The sequence below is a fragment of the Microtetraspora niveoalba genome, from assembly GCF_001570405.1.
In the GTDB taxonomy this organism is placed as follows: Bacteria; Actinomycetota; Actinomycetes; order Streptosporangiales; family Streptosporangiaceae; genus Microtetraspora; species Microtetraspora niveoalba.
Genome location: NZ_BBYM01000012.1, coordinates 113,141 through 137,976, shown reverse-complemented (window position 1 = coordinate 137,976; position 24,836 = coordinate 113,141). Strand labels below are relative to the sequence as shown.

The window sequence follows — 24,836 nt, the reverse complement described above, 5'->3', positions numbered from 1 at the left end:
GAGCGAGACCAATGAACACCGTCGTAGCTGACATCACGTACCGGGCGATGCTCGGCCGCAAGCGGATCCTGCTGCTCGTGCTGCTTCCGCTGGCGCTGATCGGCGTGGCCGGGCTGCTCCGGCTCATCGGAGGGCCCAGCGAGGGCACGGCCGTCACGCTGATGAAGTCGTTCGCCGTCGGCACGATCCTGCCGCTCCTCGGGCTCGTCGCCGGCACCGGCGTGATCGCGCCCGAGATCGAGGACGGCACGATCATGCATCTGCTGTCCAAGCCGATCTCACGCCCGGTGATCGCTTTCACCAAGTTCGTCGTCGCCGCGTCCCTGCTGGCGCTGTTCGCCGCCGTGCCCACGTTCCTCGCGGCGTTCCTGATGATCCAGACCGAGTCCGGCATCGCGTACGGCTTCGCCCTCGGCGCGCTCCTCGCCGGGATCGCGTACGCGGCCGTGTTCCTGCTCCTCGGCGTGCTGACCAGGCACGCGGTGACGATCGGCGTCATCTACGCCCTGGTCTGGGAGGGCCTCGTCGGCGGTTACGTGCCCGGGGCGCGGAAGTTCTCCATCCAGCAGTGGGCCCAGTCGATCGCCGACCAGGTGTCGTCGTCCGTGTTCTTCAAGGCGGACGTCCCGATCGGCTTCGCCGTACCGGCGATCGTCATCGTGACGGTCGCGGCCCTGCTGATCGCCGGGCAGCGCCTGCGCAGCCTGTCCCTCACGGGAGACGAGTGACGCCTCCCGGAAACGCGTGTGGCCTCCGCCGGTTCGGCGGAGGCCACAGGTTTTTCCCGTGAGATCACGCGCAGCAGGCGCGCACCACCTCGGCGAGACGGTCGGCGACGGCCGCGGCCTGGTCGTGCGACCCGGCCTCGACCATGACCCGCACCATCGGCTCGGTGCCGCTGGGCCGGATCAGGACCCGGCCGCTCCCGCCCAGCTCCGCCTCCGCCTCGGCGACGGCGGCGGCCAGCTCGGCCGAGGTGCGCACCTTCGCCTTGGAGACGTCCCGCACGTTGACGAGCACCTGCGGCAGCTTCGTCATCACGGAGGCGAGGTCGGCCAGTGACGCGCCCGACTTCGCGACCGTCGCGAGCAGGTGGAGCGAGGTGAGCAGGCCGTCACCCGTGGTGGCGTGGTCGAGCATGATCACATGCCCGGACTGCTCGCCGCCGAGGGTGAAACCGCCGCTCTGCATCGCCTCAAGGACGTACCGGTCGCCGACGGCGGTCTCCACCACGGTCAGCCCGGTCTCGCGCATCGCGATCTTGAAGCCCAGGTTGGACATCACGGTCGCGACGACGGTGTCCCCGGACAGCCGGCCGTCGGCCTGCATGGCGGTCGCGAGGACCGCCATGATCTGGTCGCCGTCGACCTCGTCGCCGCCGGCGGTGACGGCGAGACAGCGGTCCGCGTCCCCGTCGTAGGCGATGCCGACGTCGGCCCCGCGCTCGACGACGGCCCGCTTCAGCTCACCCAGATGGGTGGAGCCGACGCCGTCGTTGATGTTGAGCCCGTCGGGAGCCGCCCCGATGGTCTCGACCGCCGCCCCGGCGCGCAGGAGCGCCTCGGGGGCCACCATGTGGGCCGCGCCGTGCGCGCAGTCCACGACGACCCGCAGGCCGTCGAGGGGGTGCGGCAGGGTGTCGAGCAGGTGCGAGACGTACCGGTCGGCTTCACCGAACGCCTCACGGACCCGGCCGACGGACGCGCCGACCGGCCGGTCCCACTTCTCGCCGAGCCGCTCCTCGATCTCGTTCTCCACCGCGTCCGGCAGCTTGAAGCCGCCCCGGGCGAAGAACTTGATCCCGTTGTCCGGGGCGGGGTTGTGCGACGCGGAGAGCATCACCCCGAGGTCGGCCCCCAGAGCCGAAGTCAGGTACGCGACCGCCGGGGTGGGCAACACGCCGAGCCGGAGCACATCCACGCCAGACGACGCAAGGCCGGCGACGACCGCGGCCTCAAGGAACTCTCCTGAGGCTCGCGGGTCCCGGCCTACGACGGCGATCGGGCGGCCGCGCCGCCCGACGCTCGCGTGGAACGCCCCGGCATCGCCGAGGACATGAGCCGCCGCCACGGACAGATCCATGGCGAGCTCGGCCGTGAGGTCGCGACCCGCGACCCCACGGACCCCGTCGGTGCCGAAAAGGCGCCCCAACTTAACGCTTGCTGTACTGCGGAGCCTTGCGGGCCTTCTTGAGGCCGTACTTCTTCCGCTCCTTGGCCCGGGCGTCGCGGGTCAGGAAGCCGGCCTTCTTCAGCGGAGGCCGGTTGGTCTCGGCGTCCAGGACGGCGAGCGCGCGGGACAGGCCCATGCGCAGGGCGCCGGCCTGGCCGGTCACGCCACCGCCGTCGATGCGGGCGATGATGTCGAACTGGTCCTCGGCGCCGAGCGTCACGAAGGGCTCGTTGACGATCTGCTGGTGGACCTTGTTCGGGAAGTAGGCGTCCAGCGAGCGGCCGTTGATCGTCCACTTGCCGGTGCCCGGCACGATGCGGACGCGGGCCACGGCCTCCTTGCGGCGGCCGGTGCCGTACGAGTTGCCCGTGGTGATGGGGCGGCGCACGACGCCCTCACCGGCGGGGGCGGACTCGGTGGTGTACTCGGAAGGGAATTCCTCGGACGAGAACTCGTCCTGCTCGCCCTCGACGAGCGTCTCGATACCGTTGGGCTCGGCCACGGTTCTCCTCTTACTTTCCTGGCTCGGCGATTACTGGGCGATCTGGGTGATCTGGAAGGGCACCGGCTTCTGAGCCTGGTGCGGGTGCTCGGAACCGGCGTAGACCTTGAGCTTCTTCGCCATCTTCCGGCCGAGGGCGTTCTTGGGGAGCATCCCCTTGACCGCCTTCTCCACGGCGCGGTCCGGGCGCTTCTCCATGAGCTCGCCGTAGGACACGGAACGCAGACCACCGGGGTAACCCGAGTGACGGTAGGCCTTCTTCTGCTCGAGCTTGTTGCCGGTCAGGGCCACCTTGTCGGCGTTGACGATGATGACGAAGTCACCGGTGTCGACGTGCGGGGCGAAGATCGGCTTGTGCTTGCCGCGGAGCAGGGTCGCGACGTGGCTGGCCAGCCGGCCGAGCACGACGTCGGTGGCGTCGATGACGTACCACTGACGTTCGACGTCGTTGGGCTTGGGTGAGAACGTGCGCACGGCAGTGCCTTCTGTCGGAAATGTGAACTCACGGTAGGTTGCGCAGGCACGACGGCAACCTTCCGTCTCCACATACATGGGAGAAGACGCCGGACGCGCCGTGCACGGGTCACGGAAGGACCAGTGCACACAACGAATCAGCAGATTACCCGCACTCACCCTCCTGGTCAAAACACACCGCCCGAGGACGGGAGACCGGGCGCGGCACACCATGCGGACTTCCGTCCGGGCGCCACCTTCCGGCCGGGCGCCGTGGCAAGGCTACGGGGAGCGACGCTGCGACCGGAGACCTTGACCGGGCCCGCACGCGCGAGGCACGTTCCGGCGGGTCTTCGGAGCGTTCCGGGGCGGCACCGCGGGCGGGACGCGCGCGGCGCACGGCCAGGTACGCAGGCGACACAGGGAAATCCAATCTCACTGTCCTCTTCATCCTCATCGCCGCACATCCCTATATTTGACTGCGGTATGTGGCAGACCCCTCACACCCGGCACCCCCAACGGACGCCCCGGCGCGGGACTCACGTGGGTCTGCTCGCCTGCGCGGTCACCCTCGTGCTCGCCGGGGTCGTCATCGGCAGGATCACCAGCAGAAGCGGCGTCGACCAGGTCTATCTGCGCAACTCCGAGCCGTCCCCGTCGCCCTCCGAGTCCGCCGGGGCGTCGCCGCGATACCGCCCGCCGCTCGACCACGTGGCGCGGGCCGAGGAGCCGCCGCTCGCCCGATCGACTCCCCTGGCCCGGCCGCCCGTCAGGAAGCCGTCCAACATGATCGATCCGTCGGACGGCGGTTCCCAGTGGAACACCTTCGGTCCCGGAACCGGCGACCAGTACGACCGGCCGGGAGGCGGCGGAGGCGGAGACGGCCAGGGTGCGGCCCTCAGTGCCCTGGAGTCCGAGGTCATCCGGCTGGCGAACGCCGAGCGGCGCAAGCGGGGCTGCGCGCCCATGCGCGTCGACGCGCGGCTGGTCCGGTCCGCCCGTCTGCACTCGCGGGAGATGGCAGTGAGCAACACCTTCGATCACTACTCCCCCGACGGACGCTCGCCCTGGAAGCGCATGGAGGCGGCGGGGTACCGGGACGGCGGCGCGGAGAACATCGCCCGCGGTTACCTGACCGCGGGCGAAGCGATCGAGGGCTGGATGGCCAGCAGCGGCCACCGGCGCAACATCCTCAACTGCAGCCTGGTCGCGACCGGTGTGGGGGTCGATTTGGGACCGGGCGGCCCGTGGTGGACCCAGGACTTCGGTTATTCCTGACTTTCCTCATCTGCTGTGATCCGCGGCTAATCTCAGCGCATGGGTTATCCCGGCGACCAGCAGCCACACCGCCAGCCGTACCCGCCGCAGGGCGAGCCGCCGACCGCCGACCGCGGCGGCCAGAGTGCCCGGCCGTACGGGCCGGCCTCTTCCGGGGCACAGGCCCGGCCCGGGGCGTACGGGCAGGCGGGCGAGGCGGCTCCGGCGTTCGATCCGTGGCGGCGGCCGCAGCAGGCGGGCGCCGATCAGGGCGGCCAGACGGTGAACAGGCAGGCGGGGACGTGGGCGGAGGCCGCCTCACAGTCCGGCGGCCTTCCGTCCGGAGGCCGGGGGCCCGCGGGCGCCGGCTCCCCGTTGGGCGGCCCGGCCCCTTGGAACGCGGCCCCGGGCGGAACCGGACAGCCGGACACCCACCCTGCCGCGGGCTCACCGCCGGGCGGCGCAGCCCCGTGGAACGCGGCAGGCCCGCACGACTTCGGCGCAGGCGGAACCGGACAACCCGAAAACCGCCCGAGTTCACCAACGGCCGGCACCACCCCCTGGAACACGACAGGCCCACACGACTTCGGCGCAGGCGGAACCGGACAACCCGAAAACCGCCCGAGTACACCAACGGCCGGCACCACCCCCTGGAACACGACAGGCCCACACGACTTCGGCGCGAGCGGAACCGGACAACCCGAAAACCGCCCCGCCGCCGGCTCATCTACCGGCGGCTTCCCGTCCGGCGCACCGCGGCCGGGCGACGTCCCCGACGGCTTCCCCGCCGGGGCGCGACCCGGCGACCCCGTATCCGGGGGTTCGCGGCCGGGAGGCACGGAGTCCGGAGGCCCCCTCTCCGGAGGTCCGGGAAGCCCGCGGGCCTCCGCCTCCGGCGAGCCCGCCCGGGGAGAACGGCGCCCCGCCGCCGAGTCGTCCGAGCCGCCGTGGGACCCGTACGGGCCGGTCCCCTTCTGGCGGCGGCCTCTCGTACTGGGCCTGGCCGGGCTCGCGCTGATCGGCGCGCTCTTCGCCGGCCTGTGGGTCGCGGCGAGCCGGGAGCAGCCGATCGCCCAGGCGGCCCCGACGCCGACCCCGACGCCCCCCGTCTCTCCCGGGCCCGGCGGCAAGTACGGCTACGCCGGCTCGCGCACGACCGACAAGACGCCGCTCACCGCCACCGAACTCTTCGGGAAGAAGAAGGTCACCGCCGGTAGCCGGTCATATATCCGCACCAAGGTGAACAAAGAGAAGAAGTGCGCCGACGGCGTCTCCGGGACGAAGATCACCAAGGCTCTGAAGGCCGGAGGCTGCACCCAGCTCATCCGCGCCAGCTACAAGGACTCCAAGGACAAGATCATCGGCACCATCGGCGTCGCCAACCTGAAGACCACCACCGCCGCCAAGAAGGTGGCGTCCGCGGGCGGCGGCAAGGAGCGGCAGGACTACCTCAAGCCGCTTCCGGGCACCGACGACATCACCAAGTTCCTCGGTACCGGCGACGCCTACGCGGGCGGCTGGATCCACGGCCACTACACCGTGCTGCTGTGGTTCCAGTTCAAGGACGGCCACAACCCGAGCAAGACCGAACTCAAGCGGCTCTACCAGGCGGCACTGGACATCACGGAAAAGACCGTCTTCCCCGCTCTCGACACGCGCTCGCTGACCGGAGGACACGGCTGATCCACGAAACCATCTATCCGCCGATCTTTCTGGACAAACGCCGCTCAGCGCCTGTCCGCAAACGCCCATAGCGGCACGACGATCTCGTCCACGCCGATACGCTTCCGCATATGCGTGGCCAGGATCCCGTTTCCGAGCACGAACACGGCGCCGACGGCTCGACGGCACCCGCTGTGCCACCGCCGAGCTTCGGCCACCCAGACGAGACATCGCACGACGCTTCCGGCATTCCCGGCGTTCCCGGCGAGGGGTCGCCGGGCTACGACTGGTTCGCCCGCCCCCAGGGCGCGCCGGGCGAACCGCCGTCGCCCGACGACGCGGCGGGCCCCGACGCGGGCACGAGCGAACCGGCCGCCGAGCGGGCATCCGCCCCCGGTGACGATCCGCAGCGGAGGCCCCCGGCCGCGTTCGGCGCGCCCGCCGACCCCGCCTCCCCCGGTTCCCCGACGCCCGGCGCCCCTTCCCCCGCGTCCGGCCCCGTCTTCCCGGGTTCCTCGACACCGGACGTCCCCTCCTCCGTGCCCGGCGCCCCTTCGCCGCAGGAGGACGACAAGCCGCGCAAGGGGTTCAGGGAGATCTCCGAGAGCGACCAGTACGAGACCATCGACTTCCCGGCGATCGACGTCACCAAGCCGTGGGTGCCGCCGAGTGGCCGAGGACGTCCCGGCACACAGGACTCCGACGGTGGGCGGCCCACCGCCCCTGCCGCCCCCGCCGCCCCCACCGCGCCGTACGCACCGCCGACGACCCCGCACGTGATCCCGCCCGCGTCCCGGCCCCGGCCGGCGGGTGACTCCCGCCCCGACGGCTCCGATCCGAAGGGCACCGCCACCAGCGACCTGGACCTGCCGGGCGGGCGCGGCACGGCTCCCGCAACCGACGAGCCAGGCCACCCCGCCGCGGCGGGCACGACCGAGCCCGGCCACCCGGCATCCGCCGCACCCGGCGACGTCGACACGAGGGAGCCCGGCCCTTCCGGACCGTTCGGCGGGCCCGTTGAGGGCACGGAGGCCGGAGACGCCACCCGGCGCGATTCGGCGGCGGCCACCGCGACATGGCCGGCGGCGGTACACGACGGCACGCCCGGCGACGATCCGGCAGATCACTCGCGCGGCCCGAGCACCCCGCCCTCCGACATGGACACCGCGGAGTACGTCTCGCCGTCCGTCGACACAGGGGCGAGTCCTCACGGGATCGCCACCTGGGAAGCCGATCAGCCGGGCACGGCTGCGGGAACGCCGCGTGCGGCGACCGCGACCCCCGACGTCGAGGCGGCGACGCCGACCTCCTCGCCCGCTGACATGGAGGGGGCCGGGCAAGCCTCCGACGCCTCGGATGCGGAAGCGACGTCGCATGATCGTCCACTGTCCGCGCCGGACCACGATCCCAACGCAGTGCAGGACCCCACTCCACACGGCCACACCGCGCAGGAGCAGGCAGCGCAGGACCACACAGAGCAGGACCACGCCGCGCAGGAACAGGCGGCGCAGGAACGGGCCGTCACGGGTGAGCAGGGGCCGACCGTCCCGCTCAAGCCGCCCGCGGGCCTGGAAGCACCCTCCCGCCCGAGGATTCCGGCCGAGCCCGGCGACGTCCCCGTGTGGCCGCCCCGGCTTCCGGGGGAGTCCACCGCGCCCGACGCATCGTCGGCCGGTGCCGGTACGGCATGGCCACCGGCCGAGGTGACCACGCCCAACGCTTCCGACGCGCCGACCATCGCCCCCGGAGAGAACGGGGTGGCCGACGACCAAGCCGGAACGGTCCCCGGCGGGACGGACGCCGACGAGGCCCTCCCCGTGTTCCCGTCGCCTGCGACGGCCGGACCGGCGCAGGGGCATCCTCCGGCTCAGGAGCCCTCCCCTGAGACTCACCCGGCCACGGCCGGTGGGGCCCCCGGCGAACCCGCGGGCCGTTCACTGCCCGCCGGCGGCCCGGCCGTAGCCGGTGAACCGCTCGGCTCCCCCGAGCCGCCGGACGGCGGACCGGGAAGGGCGGCAGGCCAGCACGCTGGAGCGGTCGGTCAGGAGCATCTCCCGGCCGGAATCGAGCCTCACATCCCCGCACCGCACGGCCAGGTACTGCTCGCGCCCGGACATGGCCGGCTGCCCGACAGCCCCCCGGTCCCGATCGCCGTCCCGGCGGTCGCGCCCGCGAGGCGCGCCGGCGCCGGCAAGCGGATCCTGCTCGGTGCGGGCGCGGGCGTCGCTGTGGTCGCCATCGGCGCGGCCGCCTACCTCGCGTACACCGGGCAACCGGAGGACGCCCCGGCCGCCGGCGGCGCCCCGGCGACCAACGCCGCACCCGTGACCACGACGCCGGGAGCCCAGCCGACCACGAGCGGCGGCACGCAGACGAACCTGAACGCGGCGCCCCTCGACTCGGAGAAGACCGACCCGCGCAAGCTCACCCTGACCGAGACCTTCCCGGACACCCGCATCACCCTCGGCGGGCGGAGCTTCAAACGGGTCAAGGTCAACATGACCGACGCCTGTGAGCAGGCGGCGGCGGGGGCCTTCGCCGACGCGCTCAAACGGAATCAGTGCCGTCGTGTCCTCAGGGCGACGTACGTGGACGCGAAGCAACGCTACGCCGTGACCACCGGCATCGCCGTCCTGCCGACCAAGGAGGCCGCGCTCGCGGTCGACAAGACCAAGAACCTGAGCGGCAACCTCTGGTTCCGGGGGCTGAACGGCGATCCCGGCAGCGGAGCCGACCGGGTGGCGATCTCCGGCGGGTACGCCGCGGGCATGGTGTGGGGCCGATACATCGTGTTCAGCTACGCGACCTACGCCGACGGGCACACCCCGAGCACCAAGGAGCAGGACCTCGGCCCGGTCAGCGGCGCGTTCCGCGACCACGTCGCCGAGGTGATCGGCAAACGCGTCACGGACTGAGCGTGCGCACCCGGCGCGTCGCCTCGGCGCGCCGGGCCAGCTCCTCGCCCGACGGATAGCGGACCTCCTCCAGGGTCAGCCCGTGCGCCGGAGCCACGTGAACCCCCGAGTCCCGCACGGCCCTGGCCAGCACCTGCCCGGGCCATTCGACGGGCTGCCTGCCCTCGCCCACCGCGAGCAGCGAGCCCACCAGCGCCCGCACCATCGAATGACAGAACGCGTCCGCGATCACGGTCGCGCGGATGACGCCGTCCTCGCCCCGCGTCCAGTCGAGCCGCTGCAACTCGCGGATCGTCGTCGCGCCCTCGCGCTTCCTGCAGAACGCGGCGAAGTCGTGCTCGCCGATCAGCCGCCCCGCGGCGGCGTTGAGGAGATCGACGTCCAGCGGCCGGTTGTGCCACAGCACCTCCCGCCGCCGCAGCGGATCCGTCCCGCCGGGCGCGTCGCACACGCGATAGACGTATCGCCGGAAGAGGGCGGAGAACCGGGCGTCAAACCCCTCAGGAGCCACCGAGACGGTATATACACGTACGTCCTGGGGCAGAACACCCGCCAGCCGTCTGGTGAGCGCAGCGAGCCAATGAGCGCCCTCGGCGCGCCAGGCGTCCTCGGGATCGGCGTCCGGATCACGCTGCCGGGCCCGCGCCGTGTCCGCCACCGCCAGTCGCGAAAGCGCGAGATCCACGTGCGCCACCTGGCCGCGCGCGTGCACCCCCGCGTCCGTACGGCCGGCCACGGTCAGCTGAGGGGCAGGATCCATCCGCAGGATGCGGCCCAGTGCGCCTTCCAGCTCGCCCTGGACGGTCCGCCGGCTCGGCTGCCGTGCCCAGCCGGAGAAGTCGGTGCCGTCATAGCCCAGATCGAGCCTCAGCCGAACTTCGCGGTCCACGCCTCTCCTCCCGTACGGCAAGCGACAGCCGTACCCAAACGAAGAGCGGGCCCAGCGATCCCGGAAGGGACGCTGGACCCGCTCACAGGCCTTTGATCAGCACAGGCCCTTGATCAGGCCTCGTCCTTCTTGGCCTCGTCGGCCGGAGCCTCCGCCTCGGCGGCGGGAGCCTCGGCGGCCGGAGCCTCGACGGTCTCCTCAGCCGGAGCGGCGGGAGCCTCGGCGGCGGCGGCCGGACGCGAGACGGTGACCGGGTTCAGCTGCTCGGCGACCAGCTCGATGAGCGCCATGGGAGCGGCGTCGCCCTTGCGCGGGCCGAGCTTGGTGATGCGCGTGTAGCCACCGGGACGCTCGGCGAACGTCGGCGCGATCTCGGTGAAGAGGTGGTGCACGACGCCCTTGTCGCGGACGATGGTCAGCACCTGGCGACGGTTGTGCATGTCGCCCTTCTTGGCCTTGGTGATCAGCTTCTCCGCGAGCGGGCGAAGACGCTTGGCCTTGGCCTCGGTGGTGCGGATCCGGCCGTGCTGGAACAGCTGGGTGGCGAGGTTCGCCAGGATCAGCCGCTCGTGGGCCGGGCTGCCGCCGAGACGGGCGCCCTTGGTGGGCTTGGGCATGTCGTTTCTCCTTGAGAGACAACCCGCTCCGGCCGTATCAGGTACCGGAGTCGGGGCGGCGGGCCCGCGAGGGCCCGCCTTCGGCAAATCAGTGGTTCCGCCGCTTCACCCGGCTGACCGGGCTGCCTCCCGGCGCCGCGACGGCGGTGTGCCCGCCGTCTCGGCGCCGGAACGGCCGAGACGAGATCTAGTACTGCTCGGTCTCGATGAAGCCGCCGTCCTCGTCGTCGTACCCGCCGCCGGCGACCGCGCTGGGGTCGAATCCGGGCGGGGAGTCCTTGAGGGCGAGGCCCATCTCGTGCAGCTTCTGCTTGACCTCTTCGATCGACTTCGCGCCGAAGTTGCGGATGTCGAGCAGGTCCTGCTCGCTGCGGGCGACGAGCTCACCCACGGTGTGGATGCCCTCGCGCTTGAGGCAGTTGTACGAGCGGACCGTGAGGTTCAGCTCCTCGATCGGGAGCGCAAGGTCCGCAGCCAGGGCTGCGTCCGTCGGCGACGGGCCGATGTCGATGCCCTCGGCCTCGACGTTCAGCTCGCGCGCCAGGCCGAACAGCTCGACCAGGGTCTTGCCCGCCGAGGCGACCGCGTCGCGCGGCTTCATCGACGGCTTGGTCTCAACATCAAGGATCAGCCGGTCGAAGTCCGTGCGCTGCTCGACACGGGTGGCCTCGACCTTGTAGGTGACCTTGAGGACCGGGGAGTAGATGGAGTCGATCGGAATCCGGCCGATCTCCTGGCCCGGCTGCTTGTTCTGGGCCGCGGAGACGTAGCCGCGACCGCGCTCGACGGTCAGCTCCATCTCCAGCTTCGCCTTGCCGTTCAGCGTGGCGATGTGCAGGTCGGGGTTGTGCACCTCGACACCCGCCGGAGGCGCGATGTCGGCGGCGGTGACCTCACCCGGGCCCTGCTTGCGCAGGTACATCACGACCGGCTCGTCGTGCTCGGACGAGACGACCAGCGACTTGAGGTTCAGGATGATGTCGGTGACGTCTTCCTTCACCCCGGGCACGGTCGAGAACTCGTGCAGCACGCCCTCGATGCGGATGCTGGTGACCGCCGCCCCCGGGATCGAGGACAGCAGCGTGCGCCGCAGCGAGTTGCCGATGGTGTAGCCGAAGCCCGGCTCCAGCGGCTCGATGACGAACTTGGACCGGTGCTCCTCGAGCGACTCCTCCAGGAGGCTCGGGCGCTGTGCGATGAGCATGTGGGATCTCCCCTGTTTCCGGGACGAGTCCACCGCGCCCCGCACCTGCCCCGGCCGCTGTACGCGACCCGGCCGTGCCGGACCCGGTTTCCCGTCCCTTTACGGCGACGCCCGCTATTTGACGCCGCTCGCCTACAACCATGATGCCGTACGGCTCGCGCGGGCGAGCCGTACGGCCATCGTGCGTTCGGGAGCTCTTACTTGGAGTAGAGCTCGACGATGAGCTGCTCCTGGACCAGCGTGTCGATCTGCTGGCGGACCGGGAGCTGGTGCACGAGGATGCGCATGCTGTCCGGGACGACACCCAGCCACGCCGGGACGGTCTTGTCACCGGCGGTGGCGCGGGCCACCTCGTACGGCATCAGGTTCCGCGACTTCTCGCGGACCTCGATGATGTCGTGCTCGCGAACGCGGTACGACGGGATGTCGACCTTCTTGCCGTTCACCAGGATGTGCCCGTGGCGCACCTGCTGGCGGGCGGCGTCGCGCGACTCGGCGAAACCGGCACGGTAGACCACGTTGTCGAGACGGCTCTCCAGGATCTGGAGGAGGTTCTCACCGGTCTTCCCGGCCTTGCGGTTGGCTTCCTCGTAGTAGTTGCGGAACTGCTTCTCGAGGACGCCGTAGATGCGGCGGGTCTTCTGCTTCTCACGAAGCTGGAGCTGGTACTCGGACTCCTTCGGCCGACCGCGACCGTGCTCACCCGGCGGGTAAGGACGGATCTCGATGGGGCACTTCGCGGACTCGCACTTCTTGCCCTTGAGGAAGAGCTTCGTCTTCTCGCGACGGCAGAGCTTGCAGTCCGCACCCGTGTAACGAGCCATTTCTCTCTATCTCCTGGAGCTCAGACGCGGCGGCGCTTGGGCGGGCGGCAACCGTTGTGCGGGACCGGAGTCACGTCCTGGATGGACCCGACCTCGAGGCCGGTCGCCTGCAGCGAGCGGATCGCGGTCTCACGGCCGGAGCCGGGGCCCTTGACGAAGACGTCGACCTTGCGCATGCCGTGCTCCATGGCCCGGCGGGCGGCGTTCTCAGCGGCCATCTGCGCGGCGAACGGGGTGGACTTGCGGGAGCCCTTGAACCCCACGTGGCCGGCACTGGCCCAGGAGATCACGTTCCCGTTCGGGTCGGTGATCGAAACGATCGTGTTGTTGAACGTGCTCTTGATGTGGGCGTGCCCGTGAGCGACGTTCTTCTTCTCCTTGCGGCGCACCTTCTTCGGTGCGCCCTGGCGGCTCTTCGGCGGCATTTAAGCGCTATCTCCTGGAATGTGGCTGCTAGGACTACTTCTTGCCCGGCTTCTTCTTGCCGGCCACGGTCTTCTTCTTGCCCTTGCGGGTACGCGCGTTCGTCTGCGTCCGCTGACCGTGGACAGGCAGGCCCTTGCGGTGCCGGATGCCCTGGTAGCAGCCGATCTCGATCTTGCGGCGGATGTCGGCCTGAACCTCGCGACGGAGGTCACCCTCGATCTTGAAGTTCGCCTCGATGTAGTCACGCATCGGCACGAGCTCGGCGTCGGTGAGCTGGTGGACGCGCAGGTCCGGGCTGACGCCCGTCGCCTCCAGGATCTCCTGGGCACGAGTGCGACCGATTCCGAAAATGTAGGTGAGAGCGATCTCCAGCCGCTTGTCGCGGGGGAGGTCGACGCCAACCAGGCGAGCCATGGTCGGGCATTCTCCTTCGTGGTGGCGGAGGTCCTGCGCCTCACTTCCCCTCCCCATGCCCGGGGTGAGGGCCCCGGCCTCCGACCGGGGGTCTCCCGTGTGGTACGGCTCTCGCACCGGAGAACCGCCTTCACGGGTGTGACACGCGATTACTGATCATTGGTCCCACATGACGCGAGCCCGCTACGGGAGCGGACTCTCATGGGAACCTCTCTGCGACTGTCGCCGGCGGATTCCGCCTCGCCTCGCACGCCTCCGGCCCGCTCACGCGGACCGCACCATGCCCGGCTCGGCTTCCTCACGCTCAGACCGGTCGAGTCCGCCTCGCCTTGCACGCCTCCGGCCCGCTCACGCGGACCGCACCATGCCCGGCTCGGCTTCCTCTTCCTAGCCCTGGCGCTGCTTGTGGCGCAGGTTGTCGCAGATCACCATGACGCGACCGTGCCGGCGAATCACCTTGCACTTGTCGCAGATCTTCTTGACGCTCGGCTTGACCTTCATAGTCCTTAGTTCGTTCCTCAGACGGCCCGCCCTGTTGTGGAGGGGGGCTTACTTGTATCGGTAGACGATCCGCCCGCGACTCAGGTCGTACGGGCTCAGTTCCACGACCACCCGGTCGTCCGGCAGGATCCGGATGTAGTGCATCCGCATCCGTCCGCTGATATGGGCCAGGACCTTATGGCCGTTGTCGAGCTGCACCCGGAACATCGCGTTCGGGAGCGACTCAACCACAGTGCCCTCGATCTCGATGGCGCCGTCCTTCTTGGCCATGTCCCTCGCGTTTCACTGATCGGTCGTCTGAGGCTTCGGATCACTACGCAGCCGCGACCTTCAAGGCGCTTCCAGAGAGCGGCGACCGGCAAGGCCACCTACAGCGCAAAAGGTCATAGTGAGCCGACAAAGGAGTGTACGACAACCCGCGCGGAAATGCGAAACGGGCTGCGGCGTCTCCACACCGGCAGCCAGGCTACCCCAGATCATCATCCGCTCACGTACTGCCGTACACGGTGCTGAGAGGGGCAGGTCATCCGCCCCGTCGCGCGACCGGCGCCGCCGAAGTGCCGGGCGAGAGACGGGCGCGGCGGGCCTGACCCGGCCGGCCGATGGCGGTTCCCTACCCGGCGGCGGGCGCGGTGATCATCCATGGCGGGTAAAGAGTGCGTCCGTTACCGTCGGCGTGCGGCGCCCCGTCGCGATCAGAGCCGGCGACCGGTGCGCGCCCGCCCCGTCAGGGGCGGCGGTTCTCCCGTCCGAAAACGGTGCTGACGAGCAGCACGGCACCCCACGGGCCCATCACCCACAACGGCCACGGATAGATCAGCTCCATCGACGTGACCGAGACGATCAGCCAGATGGCCCAGTTGATGGCGCTGGCGGTCGCCCAGGCCGCCCACGCGGCCTTCAGCGTCTTCTGCCCACCACTGCTTCGCGGCCGCGGCCGTACGCCCGCGGAGACGGTCGCAGGAAGCCGGTGCAGGTCGATGTCCGGCAGGTCCGCGGTCAGCGTGGCGAGCTCGCCGTACGTCTTGCTGTCGTAGACCTGGGCCAGCCGCTCGTTGAACTCGTCGACGGTCAACCTGCCCTCGGCGACGTGCTCCCGCAACGCTGCGGCGACCCGATCCCGATCGCCGTCGGAGGCCCGCATCTCCGGAGTTGCCGCCATCACCATCTACTCCCGCCGCTCCGCATGATTAGCCCCATTATGTGTTACCAGAGGGCTCGCGGGGCTGCGTGAATCAGGCCTGTTCCCCGGATCCGACGGCCACATCGCCGAAGCGGGAAGCGCCGCCGTCGATCGCCGTGAGCACCCAGGGCCCGTTCTCCGTGACCGCCACACTGTGCTCGAAGTGCGCCGACGCCTTGCCGTCCACCGTCACGACCGTCCAGTCGTCGGCCAGGACCCGCGTCCGGTCGGTGCCGACGTTGACCATGGGCTCGATCGCGAAGCACATGCCGGGCTCGAACCGCGGCCCCCTCCCGGGCCGGCCATGGTTGGCGACCCACGGGTCCATGTGCATCTCGGTCCCGATGCCGTGCCCGCCGTACTCCTGGGGGATGCCGTAGCGGCCCTGGGAGCGGACGTACTTCTCCACCTGGAACCCGATGTCCGACAGGTGAGCACCGACCCGCAGCGCGGCGATGCCGCGCCACATCGCCTCCTCGGTGACCCGCATCAACTCGGTGAGCGCGGGATCGACCTCGCCGACGGGCACGGTGATGGCGGAGTCGCCGTGCCACCCGTCCAGGATCGCCCCGCAGTCGATGGAGATGATGTCGCCCTCACGCAGCTTGCGCCGGTCGGTGGGGATGCCGTGCACGACCTCGTCGTTGACCGAGGCGCAGATGGTCGCAGGAAAGCCCTGATAGCCCTTGAACGACGGAACCGCGCCCGCGTCCCTGATCGCCTTCTCCGCGATGGCGTCCAGGTCGAGCGGCGTCAGGCCGGGTTCGACCGACGAGCGCAGCAGTTCGAGCGTCCTGCCGACGACGAGACCGGCCGCCCGCATCTTCTCCAGTTGCTCAGGCGTCTTCACCTGGATTCCGTGCTTGTTCTTCTTGAACACTCTGGCACCCCCTGGGGTGTTCTAACGGGCGGACTATCAGGCCAATTCCCCCGATTCTGCCCTAAAGCGCCGGACGCCATCCCACGTATGGGATGGCGTCCGAAAAGGGGAGAGCGTCAGGCGCCCGGCGTGCGCAAGGCCGCCAGCGCCCGCCGGGTGACCTCGTCGACCGGTCCGGTCGCGTCCACCCGTACGAGGATGCCCTCGTCCGAATAGAAGTTGATCAGCGGGGACGTCTGCTCCTGGTAGACCTCCAGGCGCCGCCTGATGGTCTCCTCGCGGTCGTCGTCGCGCTGGAACAGCTCGCCGCCGCACGCGTCGCAGACACCCGCCACCGAAGGGGGGTCGAAGTCGACGTGCCACACCTTGCCGCATGAACGGCAGGTGCGCCGCCCGGCGAGCCGCCGTACGACCTCCTCGTCGTCGACGATCAGTTCCAGGACGATGTCCAGCCCGGTACCGAACTCGGCGAGCATCTTCTGCAAGATCTGCGCCTGCGGCACGTTGCGCGGGAAGCCGTCCAGCAGGAAGCCCTGCTGCGCGTCCTCCTCGCCGAGACGGTCGCGGACCATGGCGACCGTCACCTCGTCGGGGACGAGGTCGCCGCGGTCCATGTACTCCTTGGCAAGCTTGCCGAGTTCCGTGCCGCCGGAGACGTTGGCACGGAAGATGTCACCTGTCGAGATTTTCGGGATCGACAGATGTGCTGCGATGAACTGGGCCTGCGTCCCCTTGCCCGCTCCGGGGGGCCCGACCAAGACGACGCGCACTATCTCAGGAAGCCCTCGTAGTTGCGCTGCTGAAGCTGGCTTTCGATCTGCTTGACCGTGTCCAGGCCGACACCAACCATGATGAGAATGCTGGTCCCTCCGAACGGGAAGTTCTGGCTCGCCCCGGCCACCGCCAGTGCGAGGATCGGGATCAGCGAGATGACACCCAGATACGGAGCACCGGCGGCCGTGAGCCGCGTGAGCACGTAGTTGAGGTACTCAGCGGTCGGCCGGCCCGGACGGATGCCCGGGATGAACCCACCGTACTTCTTCATGTTGTCGGCGACTTCAACGGGGTTGAAGGTAATGGACACGTAGAAGTACGTGAAGAAGAGGATCAGCGCGAAGAACGTCACCATGTAGACGGGGTGGTCGCCCGTCACCAGGTTCTGGGCCAGCCACTCGATGACCGGACCGGGATTCGCGCTGTTGCCGAAGATGGTGACCAGGAGCTGCGGCAGGTACAGCAGCGAGGAGGCGAAGATGACCGGGATGATGCCGGCCTGGTTCACCTTGAGCGGGATGTAGGTGGAGGTCCCGCCGTACATCCGGCGGCCCACCATGCGCTTCGCATACTGCACCGGGATCCGGCGCTGCGCCTGCTCGATGAAGACGACGACCGCGATCATCACGATGCCGACGATCATCACCACGACGAACTTGAACGCGCTCTGCCGGAAGATGTTCATCAGCTCGGACGGGAAGACCGCGACGACCTGGGTGAAGATCAGGATCGACATGCCGTTGCCGACGCCGCGGTCGGTCACGAGCTCGCCCAGCCACATGATCACAGAGGTGCCGGCGGTCATCGTGATCACCATGGTGACCAAGGTGAAGATGTCGTCGTTCAGCAGGATCGGCAGGTTGTTGTTCGGGAAAAGCTGCCCCGAACGCGCCAAAGCCACGAAAGCCGTCGACTGGAGGACGGCGAGACCGATGGTCAGATATCGCGTGTACTGCGTGATCTTCGCCGTGCCGGCCTGGCCCTCCTTCTTCAGGGCCTCAAGGCGCGGGATCACGACGGTCAGCAGCTGCAGGATGATGCTCGCCGTGATGTACGGCATGATGCCCAGGGCGAACACGGAAAGTTTCAGCAGCGCGCCACCGCTGAAGAGCTGGACCATCCCGTAGATGTTGCCGCTGTCGCCGGCCTGCGCCTGTTCCAGCGCTTTGGCGACGTTCTCGGAGTTGACACCCGGAGTCGGCAGCACCGAGCCGAGCCGGAACAGCGCGATGATGCCCAATGTGAAGAGCAGCTTCTTGCGCAGGTCAGGCGTCCGGAATGCCCGGGTAATCGCGGATAGCACGGTACCTCCTGCGCGCCTGTGACGCGGTAAAGGTCGGCGATGACGCGAAGGCGTGCATCGGCATGTCTACTTGCGAGTGATCAGCGGGTCGGCGCCCGCGCTCAGCGAACTCTAACGCACTACGGGCGCGGAGGCTCATAACGAACCTCCGCGCCTCGCATTACGTGCCTAAAGCTCGGAAACCGAACCGCCGGCCGCGGTGATCTTCTCCTTGGCCGAGGCGGAGAAGGCGTGCACCTTCACGTTCAACGCCACGGAGATCTCACCGGTTCCCAGCACCTTGACGAGCTGGTTCTTGCGGACCGCGCCCTTCGCGACCAGACCCTCGACGGTGACCTCGCCACCCTCGGGGTACAGCTCGCCGAGCTTGTCCAGGTTGACAATCTGGTAGGTCGTCTTGAACATCGCGTTGCTGAAGCCCTTCAGCTTCGGCAGCCGCATCTGGATCGGGATCTGGCCACCCTCGAAGCCGAGGGGGACAGTCGTACGCGCTTTGGTGCCCTTCGTACCGCGACCGGCGGTCTTCCCCTTGGACGCCTCGCCGCGACCCTTGCGGGTCTTGGCCTTGTTGGCGCCGGGAGCCGGACGCAGGTCGTGGAGCTTGAGCGGAGCGTTCTCAGGCATGACTAGTCGACCTCTTCCACCTCGACGAGGTGCGTCACCACGGCGACCATGCCCCGGATCTCCGGGCGGTCCTCCTTGACGACGACGTCGCCGATTCGCTTCAGGCCCAGCGAGCGCAGCGAGTCACGCTGGTTCTGCTTGCCACCGATCTTGGAGCGGACCTGGGTGATCTTCAGACGCGCCATGGACTAGCTCACCGCCTTCGCGGCGGCGGCGGCCTCGGCGAGGCCCTCGGCCCGCGCCTTCAGCATCGCCTTGGGAGCGACGTCCTCGATCGGCAGGCCACGGCGGGCGGCGATCTCCTCGGGGCGGCTGAGGCCCTTCAGCGCCGCCACGGTGGCGTGCACGATGTTGATCGGGTTGTCCGAGCCGAGCGACTTGGACAGAACGTCGTGGATGCCGGCGCACTCCAGGACCGCGCGGACCGGACCACCCGCGATGACACCGGTACCGGGCGAGGCCGGACGCAGGAGGACGACGCCGGCGGCGTCCTCGCCCTGCGAGGTGTGCGGGATGGTGCCCAGGATCCGCGGCACCTTGAAGAAGTGCTTCTTGGCCTCCTCGACGCCCTTGGCGATCGCCGCGGGCACCTCCTTGGCCTTGCCGTATCCGACACCGACCAGGCCGTTGCCGTCGCCGACGATGACCAGCGCGGTGAAGCTGAAGCGCCGACCACCCTTGACGACCTTGGCCACTCGGTTGATCTTTACCACGCGCTCGATGTACGAGACGCCCTTGTCGGCGGCGCCACCGCGGCGATCGTCACGACGGTCCCGCCGCTCGCCACCGCCGCCGGCGCCGCGACGCGGAGCTGCAGCCATCAGTGGTTCCTCTTCTCATTGCTCATCAGACGGGCCATTCGATGCGTTGCGAACCCTCGGAACGGAGTCATCAGAACTCCAGCCCGCTTTCGCGAGCGCTGTCCGCGAGGGCCGCGATGCGTCCCGCGTAACGGTTGCCACCGCGGTCGAACACGACGGCGGTGATCCCGGCGGTCTTGGCCCGCTGAGCGAGAAGCTCGCCGACCTTCTTCGCCTTTTCGGTCTTGTCACCCTCGGCGGTGCGGAGCGAGACGTCCAGGGTGGACGCGCTCACCAGCGTGTGCCCCTGGGTGTCGTCGACGATCTGCACGAACAGGTGCCGCGCGGACCGGTTGACGACCAGGCGCGGACGCTCCTGGGTGCCGAAGATGCTCTTGCGCACACGGACGTGCCGGCGGGCGCGCGAAACGGCGCGAGCGGCGGTGTGCTTGCCGTACTTCGCGGCCATTGCTACTTACCAGCCTTTCCGACCTTGCGGCGGATAACTTCGCCCTGGTAGCGGACGCCCTTGCCCTTGTAGGGGTCGGGCTTGCGCAGCTTACGGATGTTGGCGGCGACCTCGCCGACCTTCTGCTTGTCGATGCCGTCCACGTGGAACAGCGTGGGCTTCTCGACGCGGAAGGTGACGCCCTCGGGGGCGTCCACGATCACCGGGTGGCTGAAGCCGAGCGAGAACTCAAGCTGCGTCGGGCCCTTGGCCTGGACGCGGTAACCGACACCGACGATCTCGAGCGTCTTGCTGTAGCCCTGCGTCACGCCGGACACCATGTTGGCGATCAGCGTGCGCGACAGGCCGTGCAGCGCGCGAACCCGGTTCTCGTCGTTGGGGCGGCTGACGGCAATGGTGCCGTCCTCGGCCCGGGTCACCTCGATGGGCTCGGCGACCGTGTGAGAAAGCGTGCCCTTCGGGCCCTTGACCTGGACATCCCGGCCGTTGATGGTGATGTCAACACCAGTCGGTACGGGGATGGGCAGCCGTCCGATTCTCGACATGCTGGATTCCTCCCCTCGTTACCAGACGTAGGCGAGGACTTCCCCGCCCACTCCACGCTTGCCGGCCTGCTTGTCAGTCATGAGTCCGCCGGACGTCGAAATGATCGCGACGCCCAGGCCGCCCAGGACGCGGGGCAGGTTGTCCTTCTTTGCATAGACCCGCAGACCGGGCTTGGACACCCGGCGCAGGCCCGCGAGCGCACGCTCACGGCTCGGCCCGAACTTGAGCTCCACCACGAGGTTCTTGCCGACCTTGGCGTCCTCGACGCTCCAGGCCTGGATGTAACCCTCCTGCTGGAGGATCTCGGCGATGTGTGCCTTGATCTTCGAGTACGGCATGCTCACGGTGTCGTGATAGGCCGAGTTCGCGTTCCGCAGACGCGTCAACATGTCTGCGATCGGGTCGGTCATCGTCATGGCCGGTGGCCTTCCTCACCGTGGTTTCCACCTTCTCGTCCGTGTCTGCGACACACGGTGGACCTACGGTGCGGTCGTGGACGCCTGAGGGCGTCCGGTTGATATGACTTCTTGGGTGCGGCGGCACCGCGCGGGGCCACGTTATCGGCCCCGCGACGGGGCTACCAGCTCGACTTGGTGATGCCGGGCAGCTCGCCCCGGTGCGCCATCTCGCGGAAGCACACGCGGCAGAGCCCGAACTTGCGGTACACAGCGCGGGGACGGCCGCAGCGCGAGCACCGAGTGTACGCCCGGACCTCGAACTTCGCCTTACGCGCTGCCTTGACCTTCAGCGACGTCTTCGCCATGAGATCAGGCCTCCTTGAACGGGAATCCGAGGAGCTTCAGCAGCGCCCGGCCCTGGTCGTCGTTCGTAGCGGTGGTCACGACCGTGATGTCCATGCCCCGCTGCCGGTCGACCTTGTCCTGGTCGACCTCGTGGAACATGACCTGCTCGGTGAGCCCGAAGGTGTAGTTGCCGTTGCCGTCGAACTGCTTCGGCGACAGGCCGCGGAAGTCCCGGATACGCGGGAGGGCCAGCGACAGCAGCCGGTCGAGGAACTCCCACATGCGGTCGCCGCGCAGCGTCACGTGGGCGCCGATCGGCATGCCCTCACGCAGCTTGAACTGCGCGATGGACTTGCGGGCGCGGGCCACAGCGGGCTTCTGACCGGTGATGGCGGTGAGGTCGCGGACGGCGCCCTCGATCAGCTTGGAGTCGCGAGCGGCCTCGCCGACGCCCATGTTCACCTTGATCTTGGTGATCGTGGGCACCAGCATGATGTTCTCGATGCCGAACTCCTCGCGCAGCTTCGCGATGATCTCCTCGCGGTAGCGCTGCTTGAGACGCGGGATCGTGCGCTCTTCAGTCGTGGCGGTCATCAGTTGTCCTCACCCGTCTTGTCGGCCTTCTCGTCGGCCTTCTTCTCGGGCTTCTCGTCATCCTTGAGCTTCTTGACGTTGCTCACGTGGATGGGAGCCTCCATGGTCTGCACGCCGCCTTCCTTGGCGCCGCGCGGGCCCTGGTGGGTCACCTTCGAGTGCTTCTTGATCAGGTTGACACCCTCGACCACCACGCGCTCGTCGCGCGGGAAGGCGGCGATGATGCGGCCCTTGGCACCCTTGTCCTTGCCGGCGATGACCTGGACGAGGTCACCCTTCTTCACATGCAGCTTCGGCATCTACAACACCTCCGGCGCGAGCGAGATGATGCGCATGAACTTCTTGTCGCGCAGCTCGCGGCCGACGGGGCCGAAGATACGCGTGCCCCGGGGGTCACCGCTGTCCTTGATGATGACCGCGGCGTTCTCGTCGAAGCGGATGTAGGAGCCATCGGGGCGGCGGCGCTCCTTGACGGTGCGCACCACGACAGCCTTGACAACGTCGCCCTTCTTCACGCCGCCGCCGGGAATGGCGTCCTTCACCGTCGCAACGATGATGTCGCCGATGCCCGCGTAGCGCCGGCCCGAGCCGCCGAGCACCCGGATGCAGAGGATCTCCTTGGCACCCGTGTTGTCGGCGACCTTGAGTCGCGACTCCTGCTGGATCACGTCAACTCCTGTTTGTCGCGCCGGTTCTCACCTGGATAGTGAGCCTGGCGGAACCTGATGTGGTCTTGTTCCCCCGGTGACAGCACCGGCCGGTCGAGCGAAGCTCTCCCGCGTGCCGCCGCCGCAGGCGGACCGGGCCCCTGCGGGCCTGACCCCTTGGACACCGTCATGGGGGGCGGTCTCCCACCCCCCACGAGGCGCGTTCTGTGCGGGTGGTCCGGCGGCCTCCCCGGCCGGTACGGCTCTCGCCGACCGCCCGGGCACGAGCCCGCCGTGCCCTCCCTGGCTTACTTGGCCTTCTCGAGGATCTCCACGACCCGCCAGCGCTTGCTGGCGGACAGCGGCCGGGTCTCCATCAGGAGGACGCGGTCGCCGACGCCGCAGGTGTTCTGCTCGTCGTGAGCCTTGTACTTCGTCGTACGGCGGATGACCTTGCCGTACAGCGGGTGCTTGACGCGGTCCTCGACGGCGACGACGACGGTCTTGTCCATCTTGTCGCTGACCACGAGACCCTCACGGGTCTTGCGGTAGTTCCGCACCGTCTTCTCGGTTGCCTCAGCCATCGCTCGACTCCTTCTCGACCGTGACGATGCCGAGCTCCCGCTCGCGCATCACGGTGTAGATACGGGCGATCTCGCGGCGGACGGCGCGCAGCCGCCCGTGGCTCTCCAACTGTCCGGTCGCCGCCTGGAAGCGGAGGTTGAACAGCTCCTCCTTGGCTTCCTTCAGCTTCTGGACCAGAACCTCCTGGTCCTCCACACGCAGCTCACCGGCGGTCAGGCCCTTAGCCATCACGCCTCACCCACTTCACGCTTAACGAACCGGCACTTCATGGGGAGCTTGTGCATCGCACGCCGCATGGCCTCGCGGGCCACCGGCTCGGCGACACCCGAGAGCTCGAACATGACTCGACCGGGCTTGACATTGGCGATCCACCACTCCGGCGAACCCTTACCGGAACCCATGCGGGTCTCGGCCGGCTTCTTGGTGAGGGGACGGTCCGGGTAGATGTTGATCCACACCTTGCCGCCACGGCGGATGTGCCGGGTCATGGCGATACGAGCCGACTCGATCTGGCGGTTGGTCACGTAAGAGTGCTCAAGCGCCTGGATGCCGAACTCGCCGAACACGACCCTGGTGCCGCCCTTGGCGGCGCCGCTGCGGTCGGGCCGGTGCTGCTTACGGTGCTTGACCCTGCGCGGGATCAGCATGGTCAGCTCCCTTCAGCACCCGGCTGCTCCGCCGGGCCGGTCTCGGGGGCAGCCTGTGCGGCGGCCTCGGTTCTGGGGGCGCGGTCCGAACGGCCACCGGCACCACGACGCGGACGGTCGCCGCCACGGCGCGGACGCTCGCCGGCGCCGCCACGACGGTCCTCACGACGCTGGCCCGCACGGGCGCCGGCCGCGGCGGCCTCGCGCTCGGCGCGGCTGGTCGGGGCCTCGCCCTTGTAGATCCACACCTTCACGCCGATGCGGCCGAAGGTGGTGCGGGCCTCGTAGAAGCCGTAGTCGATGTCGGCGCGGAGCGTGTGCAGGGGCACGCGGCCCTCGCGGTAGAACTCCGAGCGGGACATCTCGGCGCCGCCCAGACGGCCGGAGCACTGGACACGGATGCCCTTGGCCCCGCTCTTCATGGCGGACTGCATGGCCTTGCGCATGGCCCGGCGGAACGAGACGCGGCTGGAAAGCTGCTCGGCCACGCCCTGCGCGACGAGCTGCGCGTCGATCTCGGGGTTCTTCACCTCGAGGATGTTCAGCTGGACCTGCTTCTTGGTCAGCTTCTCCAGGTCGCCGCGGATGCGGTCGGCCTCGGCGCCGCGGCGGCCGATGACGATGCCCGGCCGGGCGGTGTGGATGTCGACCTGGACGCGGTCCGTGGTGCGCTCGATCTCGACCTTGGAGATGCCGGCCCGCTCCATGCCCTTCTGCAGCATGCGACGGATCGCCACGTCCTCGGCGACGTACGACTTGTAGAGCTTGTCGGCGTACCACCGGCTCTTGAAGTCGGTCGTGATGCCGAGGCGGAACCCGTGCGGGTTAACCTTCTGGCCCACTAGCGGGTCCTTCCCTTCGGCTCGCGGGACTCCACAATCACGGTGATGTGGCTGGTCCGCTTGTTGATCCGATAGGCACGACCCTGCGCACGCGGCCGGAACCGCTTCAGCGTCGGTCCCTCGTCGACCCACGCGCGGCTCACGAAGAGCGTCTCACGGTCGAGCTTGAAGTTGTGCTCAGCGTTCGCGATCGCGCTCGAGAGCACCTTGTAAACGGTCTCGCTCGCCGCCTGGGGAGCGAACTGCAGCACGGCCTGCGCCTCCGAAGCGGGCAGCCCGCGAATGAGGTCCACCACACGGCGGGCCTTCCGGGGCGTGTGGCGCGCATACCGCGCCTGTGCCCTGGCTTCCATCGCTGTCTCC

Annotated in this window: 34 protein-coding genes; 4 read left to right on the top strand and 30 right to left on the bottom strand. The window is 69.1% G+C overall.

Annotated elements, in window-relative coordinates; translation table 11 throughout:
* The first annotated feature begins 11 nt into the window (after positions 1 to 11).
* Entirely contained in the window at positions 12 to 728 is a 717-nt protein-coding gene (locus AWQ70_RS12990; protein ID WP_067174850.1) for an ABC transporter permease subunit, read from the top strand.
* A gap of 64 nt (positions 729 to 792) precedes the next feature.
* Here the strand turns inward: AWQ70_RS12990 and glmM are convergent, their stop codons facing one another.
* Genes glmM through rplM form a run of 3 tightly spaced genes read right to left on the bottom strand, consistent with a single transcriptional unit; the run spans position 793 to position 3,148 of the window.
* Positions 793 to 2,151, bottom strand: a complete 1,359-nt coding sequence (gene glmM, locus AWQ70_RS12985; RefSeq protein ID WP_067174848.1) for a phosphoglucosamine mutase — start codon at positions 2,149 to 2,151, stop codon at positions 793 to 795.
* 1 nt (position 2,152) lies between these two features.
* On the bottom strand, positions 2,153 to 2,674 hold the full coding sequence (gene rpsI / locus AWQ70_RS12980) for a 30S ribosomal protein S9 (RefSeq protein ID WP_067174846.1): 522 nt from the start codon (positions 2,672 to 2,674) through the stop codon (positions 2,153 to 2,155).
* Positions 2,675 to 2,704: 30 nt separating this feature from the next.
* A complete protein-coding gene (gene rplM, locus AWQ70_RS12975) occupies positions 2,705 to 3,148 on the bottom strand; it encodes a 50S ribosomal protein L13 (protein ID WP_067174844.1) in 444 nt (147 codons plus the stop codon).
* Between the two features lie 522 nt (positions 3,149 to 3,670).
* Between rplM and AWQ70_RS12970 the strand changes: the two genes are divergently transcribed.
* From AWQ70_RS12970 to AWQ70_RS12960, 3 genes are all read left to right on the top strand, one after another.
* Complete coding sequence (locus AWQ70_RS12970; RefSeq protein ID WP_067174842.1) at positions 3,671 to 4,405, top strand: CAP domain-containing protein; 735 nt, start codon at positions 3,671 to 3,673, stop codon at positions 4,403 to 4,405.
* 1,218 nt (positions 4,406 to 5,623) lie between these two features.
* The gene (locus AWQ70_RS38815) at positions 5,624 to 6,067 is read left to right on the top strand and encodes a hypothetical protein (RefSeq protein WP_157530037.1); all 444 of its coding nucleotides are present in this window, start codon (positions 5,624 to 5,626) and stop codon (positions 6,065 to 6,067) included.
* Positions 6,068 to 6,177: 110 nt separating this feature from the next.
* Positions 6,178 to 8,961, top strand: a complete 2,784-nt coding sequence (locus tag AWQ70_RS12960; protein ID WP_157530036.1) for a hypothetical protein — start codon at positions 6,178 to 6,180, stop codon at positions 8,959 to 8,961.
* Here the strand turns inward: AWQ70_RS12960 and truA are convergent.
* The 27 genes from truA to rplV form a co-directional block, all read right to left on the bottom strand.
* A complete protein-coding gene (gene truA / locus AWQ70_RS12955; protein ID WP_067174831.1) occupies positions 8,951 to 9,850 on the bottom strand; it encodes a tRNA pseudouridine(38-40) synthase TruA in 900 nt (299 codons plus the stop codon). The two genes, AWQ70_RS12960 and truA, sit on opposite strands and share 11 nt — an antisense overlap.
* Before the next feature lie 113 nt (positions 9,851 to 9,963).
* Complete coding sequence (rplQ, locus tag AWQ70_RS12950; RefSeq protein ID WP_067174830.1) at positions 9,964 to 10,467, bottom strand: 50S ribosomal protein L17; 504 nt, start codon at positions 10,465 to 10,467, stop codon at positions 9,964 to 9,966.
* Between the two features lie 187 nt (positions 10,468 to 10,654).
* Positions 10,655 to 11,671, bottom strand: a complete 1,017-nt coding sequence (locus tag AWQ70_RS12945) for a DNA-directed RNA polymerase subunit alpha (RefSeq protein ID WP_061253237.1) — start codon at positions 11,669 to 11,671, stop codon at positions 10,655 to 10,657.
* 197 nt (positions 11,672 to 11,868) lie between these two features.
* Entirely contained in the window at positions 11,869 to 12,495 is a 627-nt protein-coding gene (gene rpsD, locus AWQ70_RS12940; protein WP_067174829.1) for a 30S ribosomal protein S4, read from the bottom strand.
* Positions 12,496 to 12,515: 20 nt separating this feature from the next.
* On the bottom strand, positions 12,516 to 12,920 hold the full coding sequence (rpsK, locus tag AWQ70_RS12935) for a 30S ribosomal protein S11 (RefSeq protein WP_020542285.1): 405 nt from the start codon (positions 12,918 to 12,920) through the stop codon (positions 12,516 to 12,518).
* Positions 12,921 to 12,954: 34 nt separating this feature from the next.
* Entirely contained in the window at positions 12,955 to 13,335 is a 381-nt protein-coding gene (rpsM, locus tag AWQ70_RS12930) for a 30S ribosomal protein S13 (RefSeq protein WP_067174827.1), read from the bottom strand.
* A gap of 387 nt (positions 13,336 to 13,722) precedes the next feature.
* Positions 13,723 to 13,836 carry a 50S ribosomal protein L36 gene (gene rpmJ, locus AWQ70_RS12925; RefSeq protein WP_003956441.1) on the bottom strand — a complete coding sequence of 38 codons (114 nt, stop codon included), beginning with the start codon at positions 13,834 to 13,836 and terminating at the stop codon, positions 13,723 to 13,725.
* Positions 13,837 to 13,884: 48 nt separating this feature from the next.
* Positions 13,885 to 14,106 carry a translation initiation factor IF-1 gene (gene infA, locus AWQ70_RS12920; RefSeq protein ID WP_012887858.1) on the bottom strand — a complete coding sequence of 74 codons (222 nt, stop codon included), beginning with the start codon at positions 14,104 to 14,106 and terminating at the stop codon, positions 13,885 to 13,887.
* Between the two features lie 457 nt (positions 14,107 to 14,563).
* Positions 14,564 to 14,998, bottom strand: coding sequence for a DUF1707 SHOCT-like domain-containing protein (locus AWQ70_RS12915; protein WP_067175033.1), 435 nt, complete (start codon positions 14,996 to 14,998; stop codon positions 14,564 to 14,566).
* Positions 14,999 to 15,071: 73 nt separating this feature from the next.
* Positions 15,072 to 15,899: a type I methionyl aminopeptidase gene (gene map / locus AWQ70_RS12910; protein WP_067174825.1), complete on the bottom strand. Its 828-nt coding sequence runs from the start codon at positions 15,897 to 15,899 to the stop codon at positions 15,072 to 15,074.
* 116 nt (positions 15,900 to 16,015) lie between these two features.
* Positions 16,016 to 16,669, bottom strand: a complete 654-nt coding sequence (locus AWQ70_RS12905) for an adenylate kinase (RefSeq protein ID WP_067174823.1) — start codon at positions 16,667 to 16,669, stop codon at positions 16,016 to 16,018.
* Complete coding sequence (secY, locus tag AWQ70_RS12900) at positions 16,669 to 17,976, bottom strand: preprotein translocase subunit SecY (protein WP_067174820.1); 1,308 nt, start codon at positions 17,974 to 17,976, stop codon at positions 16,669 to 16,671. The genes AWQ70_RS12905 and secY overlap by 1 nt, the downstream gene beginning before the upstream one ends.
* A gap of 168 nt (positions 17,977 to 18,144) precedes the next feature.
* Entirely contained in the window at positions 18,145 to 18,600 is a 456-nt protein-coding gene (rplO, locus tag AWQ70_RS12895) for a 50S ribosomal protein L15 (RefSeq protein WP_067174818.1), read from the bottom strand.
* A 2-nt stretch (positions 18,601 to 18,602) separates the two neighbouring features.
* A complete protein-coding gene (gene rpmD, locus AWQ70_RS12890; protein ID WP_020542293.1) occupies positions 18,603 to 18,785 on the bottom strand; it encodes a 50S ribosomal protein L30 in 183 nt (60 codons plus the stop codon).
* A gap of 3 nt (positions 18,786 to 18,788) precedes the next feature.
* The gene (rpsE, locus tag AWQ70_RS12885) at positions 18,789 to 19,421 is read right to left on the bottom strand and encodes a 30S ribosomal protein S5 (RefSeq protein ID WP_067174816.1); all 633 of its coding nucleotides are present in this window, start codon (positions 19,419 to 19,421) and stop codon (positions 18,789 to 18,791) included.
* A 70-nt stretch (positions 19,422 to 19,491) separates the two neighbouring features.
* Positions 19,492 to 19,869 carry a 50S ribosomal protein L18 gene (gene rplR / locus AWQ70_RS12880; RefSeq protein WP_067174814.1) on the bottom strand — a complete coding sequence of 126 codons (378 nt, stop codon included), beginning with the start codon at positions 19,867 to 19,869 and terminating at the stop codon, positions 19,492 to 19,494.
* A gap of 2 nt (positions 19,870 to 19,871) precedes the next feature.
* Positions 19,872 to 20,414, bottom strand: a complete 543-nt coding sequence (gene rplF, locus AWQ70_RS12875; protein ID WP_067174813.1) for a 50S ribosomal protein L6 — start codon at positions 20,412 to 20,414, stop codon at positions 19,872 to 19,874.
* 18 nt (positions 20,415 to 20,432) lie between these two features.
* Positions 20,433 to 20,831: a 30S ribosomal protein S8 gene (gene rpsH, locus AWQ70_RS12870; RefSeq protein ID WP_067174810.1), complete on the bottom strand. Its 399-nt coding sequence runs from the start codon at positions 20,829 to 20,831 to the stop codon at positions 20,433 to 20,435.
* A gap of 161 nt (positions 20,832 to 20,992) precedes the next feature.
* Positions 20,993 to 21,178 (bottom strand): type Z 30S ribosomal protein S14, encoded by a 186-nt coding sequence (locus AWQ70_RS12865; protein WP_061253226.1) that lies wholly within the window; start codon positions 21,176 to 21,178, stop codon positions 20,993 to 20,995.
* 4 nt (positions 21,179 to 21,182) lie between these two features.
* The gene (gene rplE, locus AWQ70_RS12860; protein ID WP_067174807.1) at positions 21,183 to 21,752 is read right to left on the bottom strand and encodes a 50S ribosomal protein L5; all 570 of its coding nucleotides are present in this window, start codon (positions 21,750 to 21,752) and stop codon (positions 21,183 to 21,185) included.
* Positions 21,752 to 22,042: a 50S ribosomal protein L24 gene (rplX, locus tag AWQ70_RS12855; RefSeq protein ID WP_067175031.1), complete on the bottom strand. Its 291-nt coding sequence runs from the start codon at positions 22,040 to 22,042 to the stop codon at positions 21,752 to 21,754. The genes rplE and rplX overlap by 1 nt, the downstream gene beginning before the upstream one ends.
* A 9-nt stretch (positions 22,043 to 22,051) precedes the next feature.
* Positions 22,052 to 22,420, bottom strand: a complete 369-nt coding sequence (rplN, locus tag AWQ70_RS12850) for a 50S ribosomal protein L14 (protein WP_055482781.1) — start codon at positions 22,418 to 22,420, stop codon at positions 22,052 to 22,054.
* Positions 22,421 to 22,707: 287 nt separating this feature from the next.
* Positions 22,708 to 22,983 carry a 30S ribosomal protein S17 gene (rpsQ, locus tag AWQ70_RS12845; RefSeq protein ID WP_067174805.1) on the bottom strand — a complete coding sequence of 92 codons (276 nt, stop codon included), beginning with the start codon at positions 22,981 to 22,983 and terminating at the stop codon, positions 22,708 to 22,710.
* Positions 22,976 to 23,212, bottom strand: coding sequence for a 50S ribosomal protein L29 (rpmC, locus tag AWQ70_RS12840; protein ID WP_067175028.1), 237 nt, complete (start codon positions 23,210 to 23,212; stop codon positions 22,976 to 22,978). Before rpmC ends, rpsQ begins: the two co-directional genes overlap by 8 nt.
* Positions 23,212 to 23,631, bottom strand: a complete 420-nt coding sequence (gene rplP / locus AWQ70_RS12835; protein ID WP_067130055.1) for a 50S ribosomal protein L16 — start codon at positions 23,629 to 23,631, stop codon at positions 23,212 to 23,214. Before rplP ends, rpmC begins: the two co-directional genes overlap by 1 nt.
* A gap of 2 nt (positions 23,632 to 23,633) precedes the next feature.
* Positions 23,634 to 24,473: a 30S ribosomal protein S3 gene (gene rpsC / locus AWQ70_RS12830; RefSeq protein ID WP_067174803.1), complete on the bottom strand. Its 840-nt coding sequence runs from the start codon at positions 24,471 to 24,473 to the stop codon at positions 23,634 to 23,636.
* Positions 24,473 to 24,826, bottom strand: coding sequence for a 50S ribosomal protein L22 (gene rplV / locus AWQ70_RS12825; RefSeq protein WP_061253220.1), 354 nt, complete (start codon positions 24,824 to 24,826; stop codon positions 24,473 to 24,475). Before rplV ends, rpsC begins: the two co-directional genes overlap by 1 nt.
* Positions 24,827 to 24,836 lie beyond the last annotated feature (10 nt).

What these genes read in the sequence shown, in the direction of transcription:
- rplE (WP_067174807.1), bottom strand. Translation starts at nt 21,752, where the DNA reads ATGACCGCCACGACTGAAGAGCGCACGATCCCGCGTCTCAAGCAGCGC.
- rpsE (WP_067174816.1), bottom strand. Translation starts at nt 19,421, where the DNA reads ATGGCTGCAGCTCCGCGTCGCGGCGCCGGCGGCGGTGGCGAGCGGCGG.
- rpmJ (WP_003956441.1), bottom strand. Translation starts at nt 13,836, where the DNA reads ATGAAGGTCAAGCCGAGCGTCAAGAAGATCTGCGACAAGTGCAAGGTG.
- rpmD (WP_020542293.1), bottom strand. Translation starts at nt 18,785, where the DNA reads ATGGCGCGTCTGAAGATCACCCAGGTCCGCTCCAAGATCGGTGGCAAG.
- rpmC (WP_067175028.1), bottom strand. Translation starts at nt 23,212, where the DNA reads ATGGCTAAGGGCCTGACCGCCGGTGAGCTGCGTGTGGAGGACCAGGAG.
- rpsD (WP_067174829.1), bottom strand. Translation starts at nt 12,495, where the DNA reads ATGGCTCGTTACACGGGTGCGGACTGCAAGCTCTGCCGTCGCGAGAAG.
- AWQ70_RS12990 (WP_067174850.1), top strand. Translation starts at nt 12, where the DNA reads ATGAACACCGTCGTAGCTGACATCACGTACCGGGCGATGCTCGGCCGC.
- rplR (WP_067174814.1), bottom strand. Translation starts at nt 19,869, where the DNA reads ATGGCCGCGAAGTACGGCAAGCACACCGCCGCTCGCGCCGTTTCGCGC.
- rplQ (WP_067174830.1), bottom strand. Translation starts at nt 10,467, where the DNA reads ATGCCCAAGCCCACCAAGGGCGCCCGTCTCGGCGGCAGCCCGGCCCAC.
- rpsH (WP_067174810.1), bottom strand. Translation starts at nt 20,831, where the DNA reads ATGACGATGACCGACCCGATCGCAGACATGTTGACGCGTCTGCGGAAC.
- rpsQ (WP_067174805.1), bottom strand. Translation starts at nt 22,983, where the DNA reads ATGGCTGAGGCAACCGAGAAGACGGTGCGGAACTACCGCAAGACCCGT.
- AWQ70_RS12915 (WP_067175033.1), bottom strand. Translation starts at nt 14,998, where the DNA reads ATGGCGGCAACTCCGGAGATGCGGGCCTCCGACGGCGATCGGGATCGG.
- rplV (WP_061253220.1), bottom strand. Translation starts at nt 24,826, where the DNA reads ATGGAAGCCAGGGCACAGGCGCGGTATGCGCGCCACACGCCCCGGAAG.
- infA (WP_012887858.1), bottom strand. Translation starts at nt 14,106, where the DNA reads ATGGCCAAGAAGGACGGCGCCATCGAGATCGAGGGCACTGTGGTTGAG.
- rplP (WP_067130055.1), bottom strand. Translation starts at nt 23,631, where the DNA reads ATGCTGATCCCGCGCAGGGTCAAGCACCGTAAGCAGCACCGGCCCGAC.
- AWQ70_RS12945 (WP_061253237.1), bottom strand. Translation starts at nt 11,671, where the DNA reads ATGCTCATCGCACAGCGCCCGAGCCTCCTGGAGGAGTCGCTCGAGGAG.
- rplF (WP_067174813.1), bottom strand. Translation starts at nt 20,414, where the DNA reads ATGTCGAGAATCGGACGGCTGCCCATCCCCGTACCGACTGGTGTTGAC.
- AWQ70_RS12960 (WP_157530036.1), top strand. Translation starts at nt 6,178, where the DNA reads ATGCGTGGCCAGGATCCCGTTTCCGAGCACGAACACGGCGCCGACGGC.
- rplO (WP_067174818.1), bottom strand. Translation starts at nt 18,600, where the DNA reads ATGCCTGAGAACGCTCCGCTCAAGCTCCACGACCTGCGTCCGGCTCCC.
- rpsM (WP_067174827.1), bottom strand. Translation starts at nt 13,335, where the DNA reads ATGGCTCGCCTGGTTGGCGTCGACCTCCCCCGCGACAAGCGGCTGGAG.
- rpsK (WP_020542285.1), bottom strand. Translation starts at nt 12,920, where the DNA reads ATGCCGCCGAAGAGCCGCCAGGGCGCACCGAAGAAGGTGCGCCGCAAG.
- AWQ70_RS12865 (WP_061253226.1), bottom strand. Translation starts at nt 21,178, where the DNA reads ATGGCGAAGACGTCGCTGAAGGTCAAGGCAGCGCGTAAGGCGAAGTTC.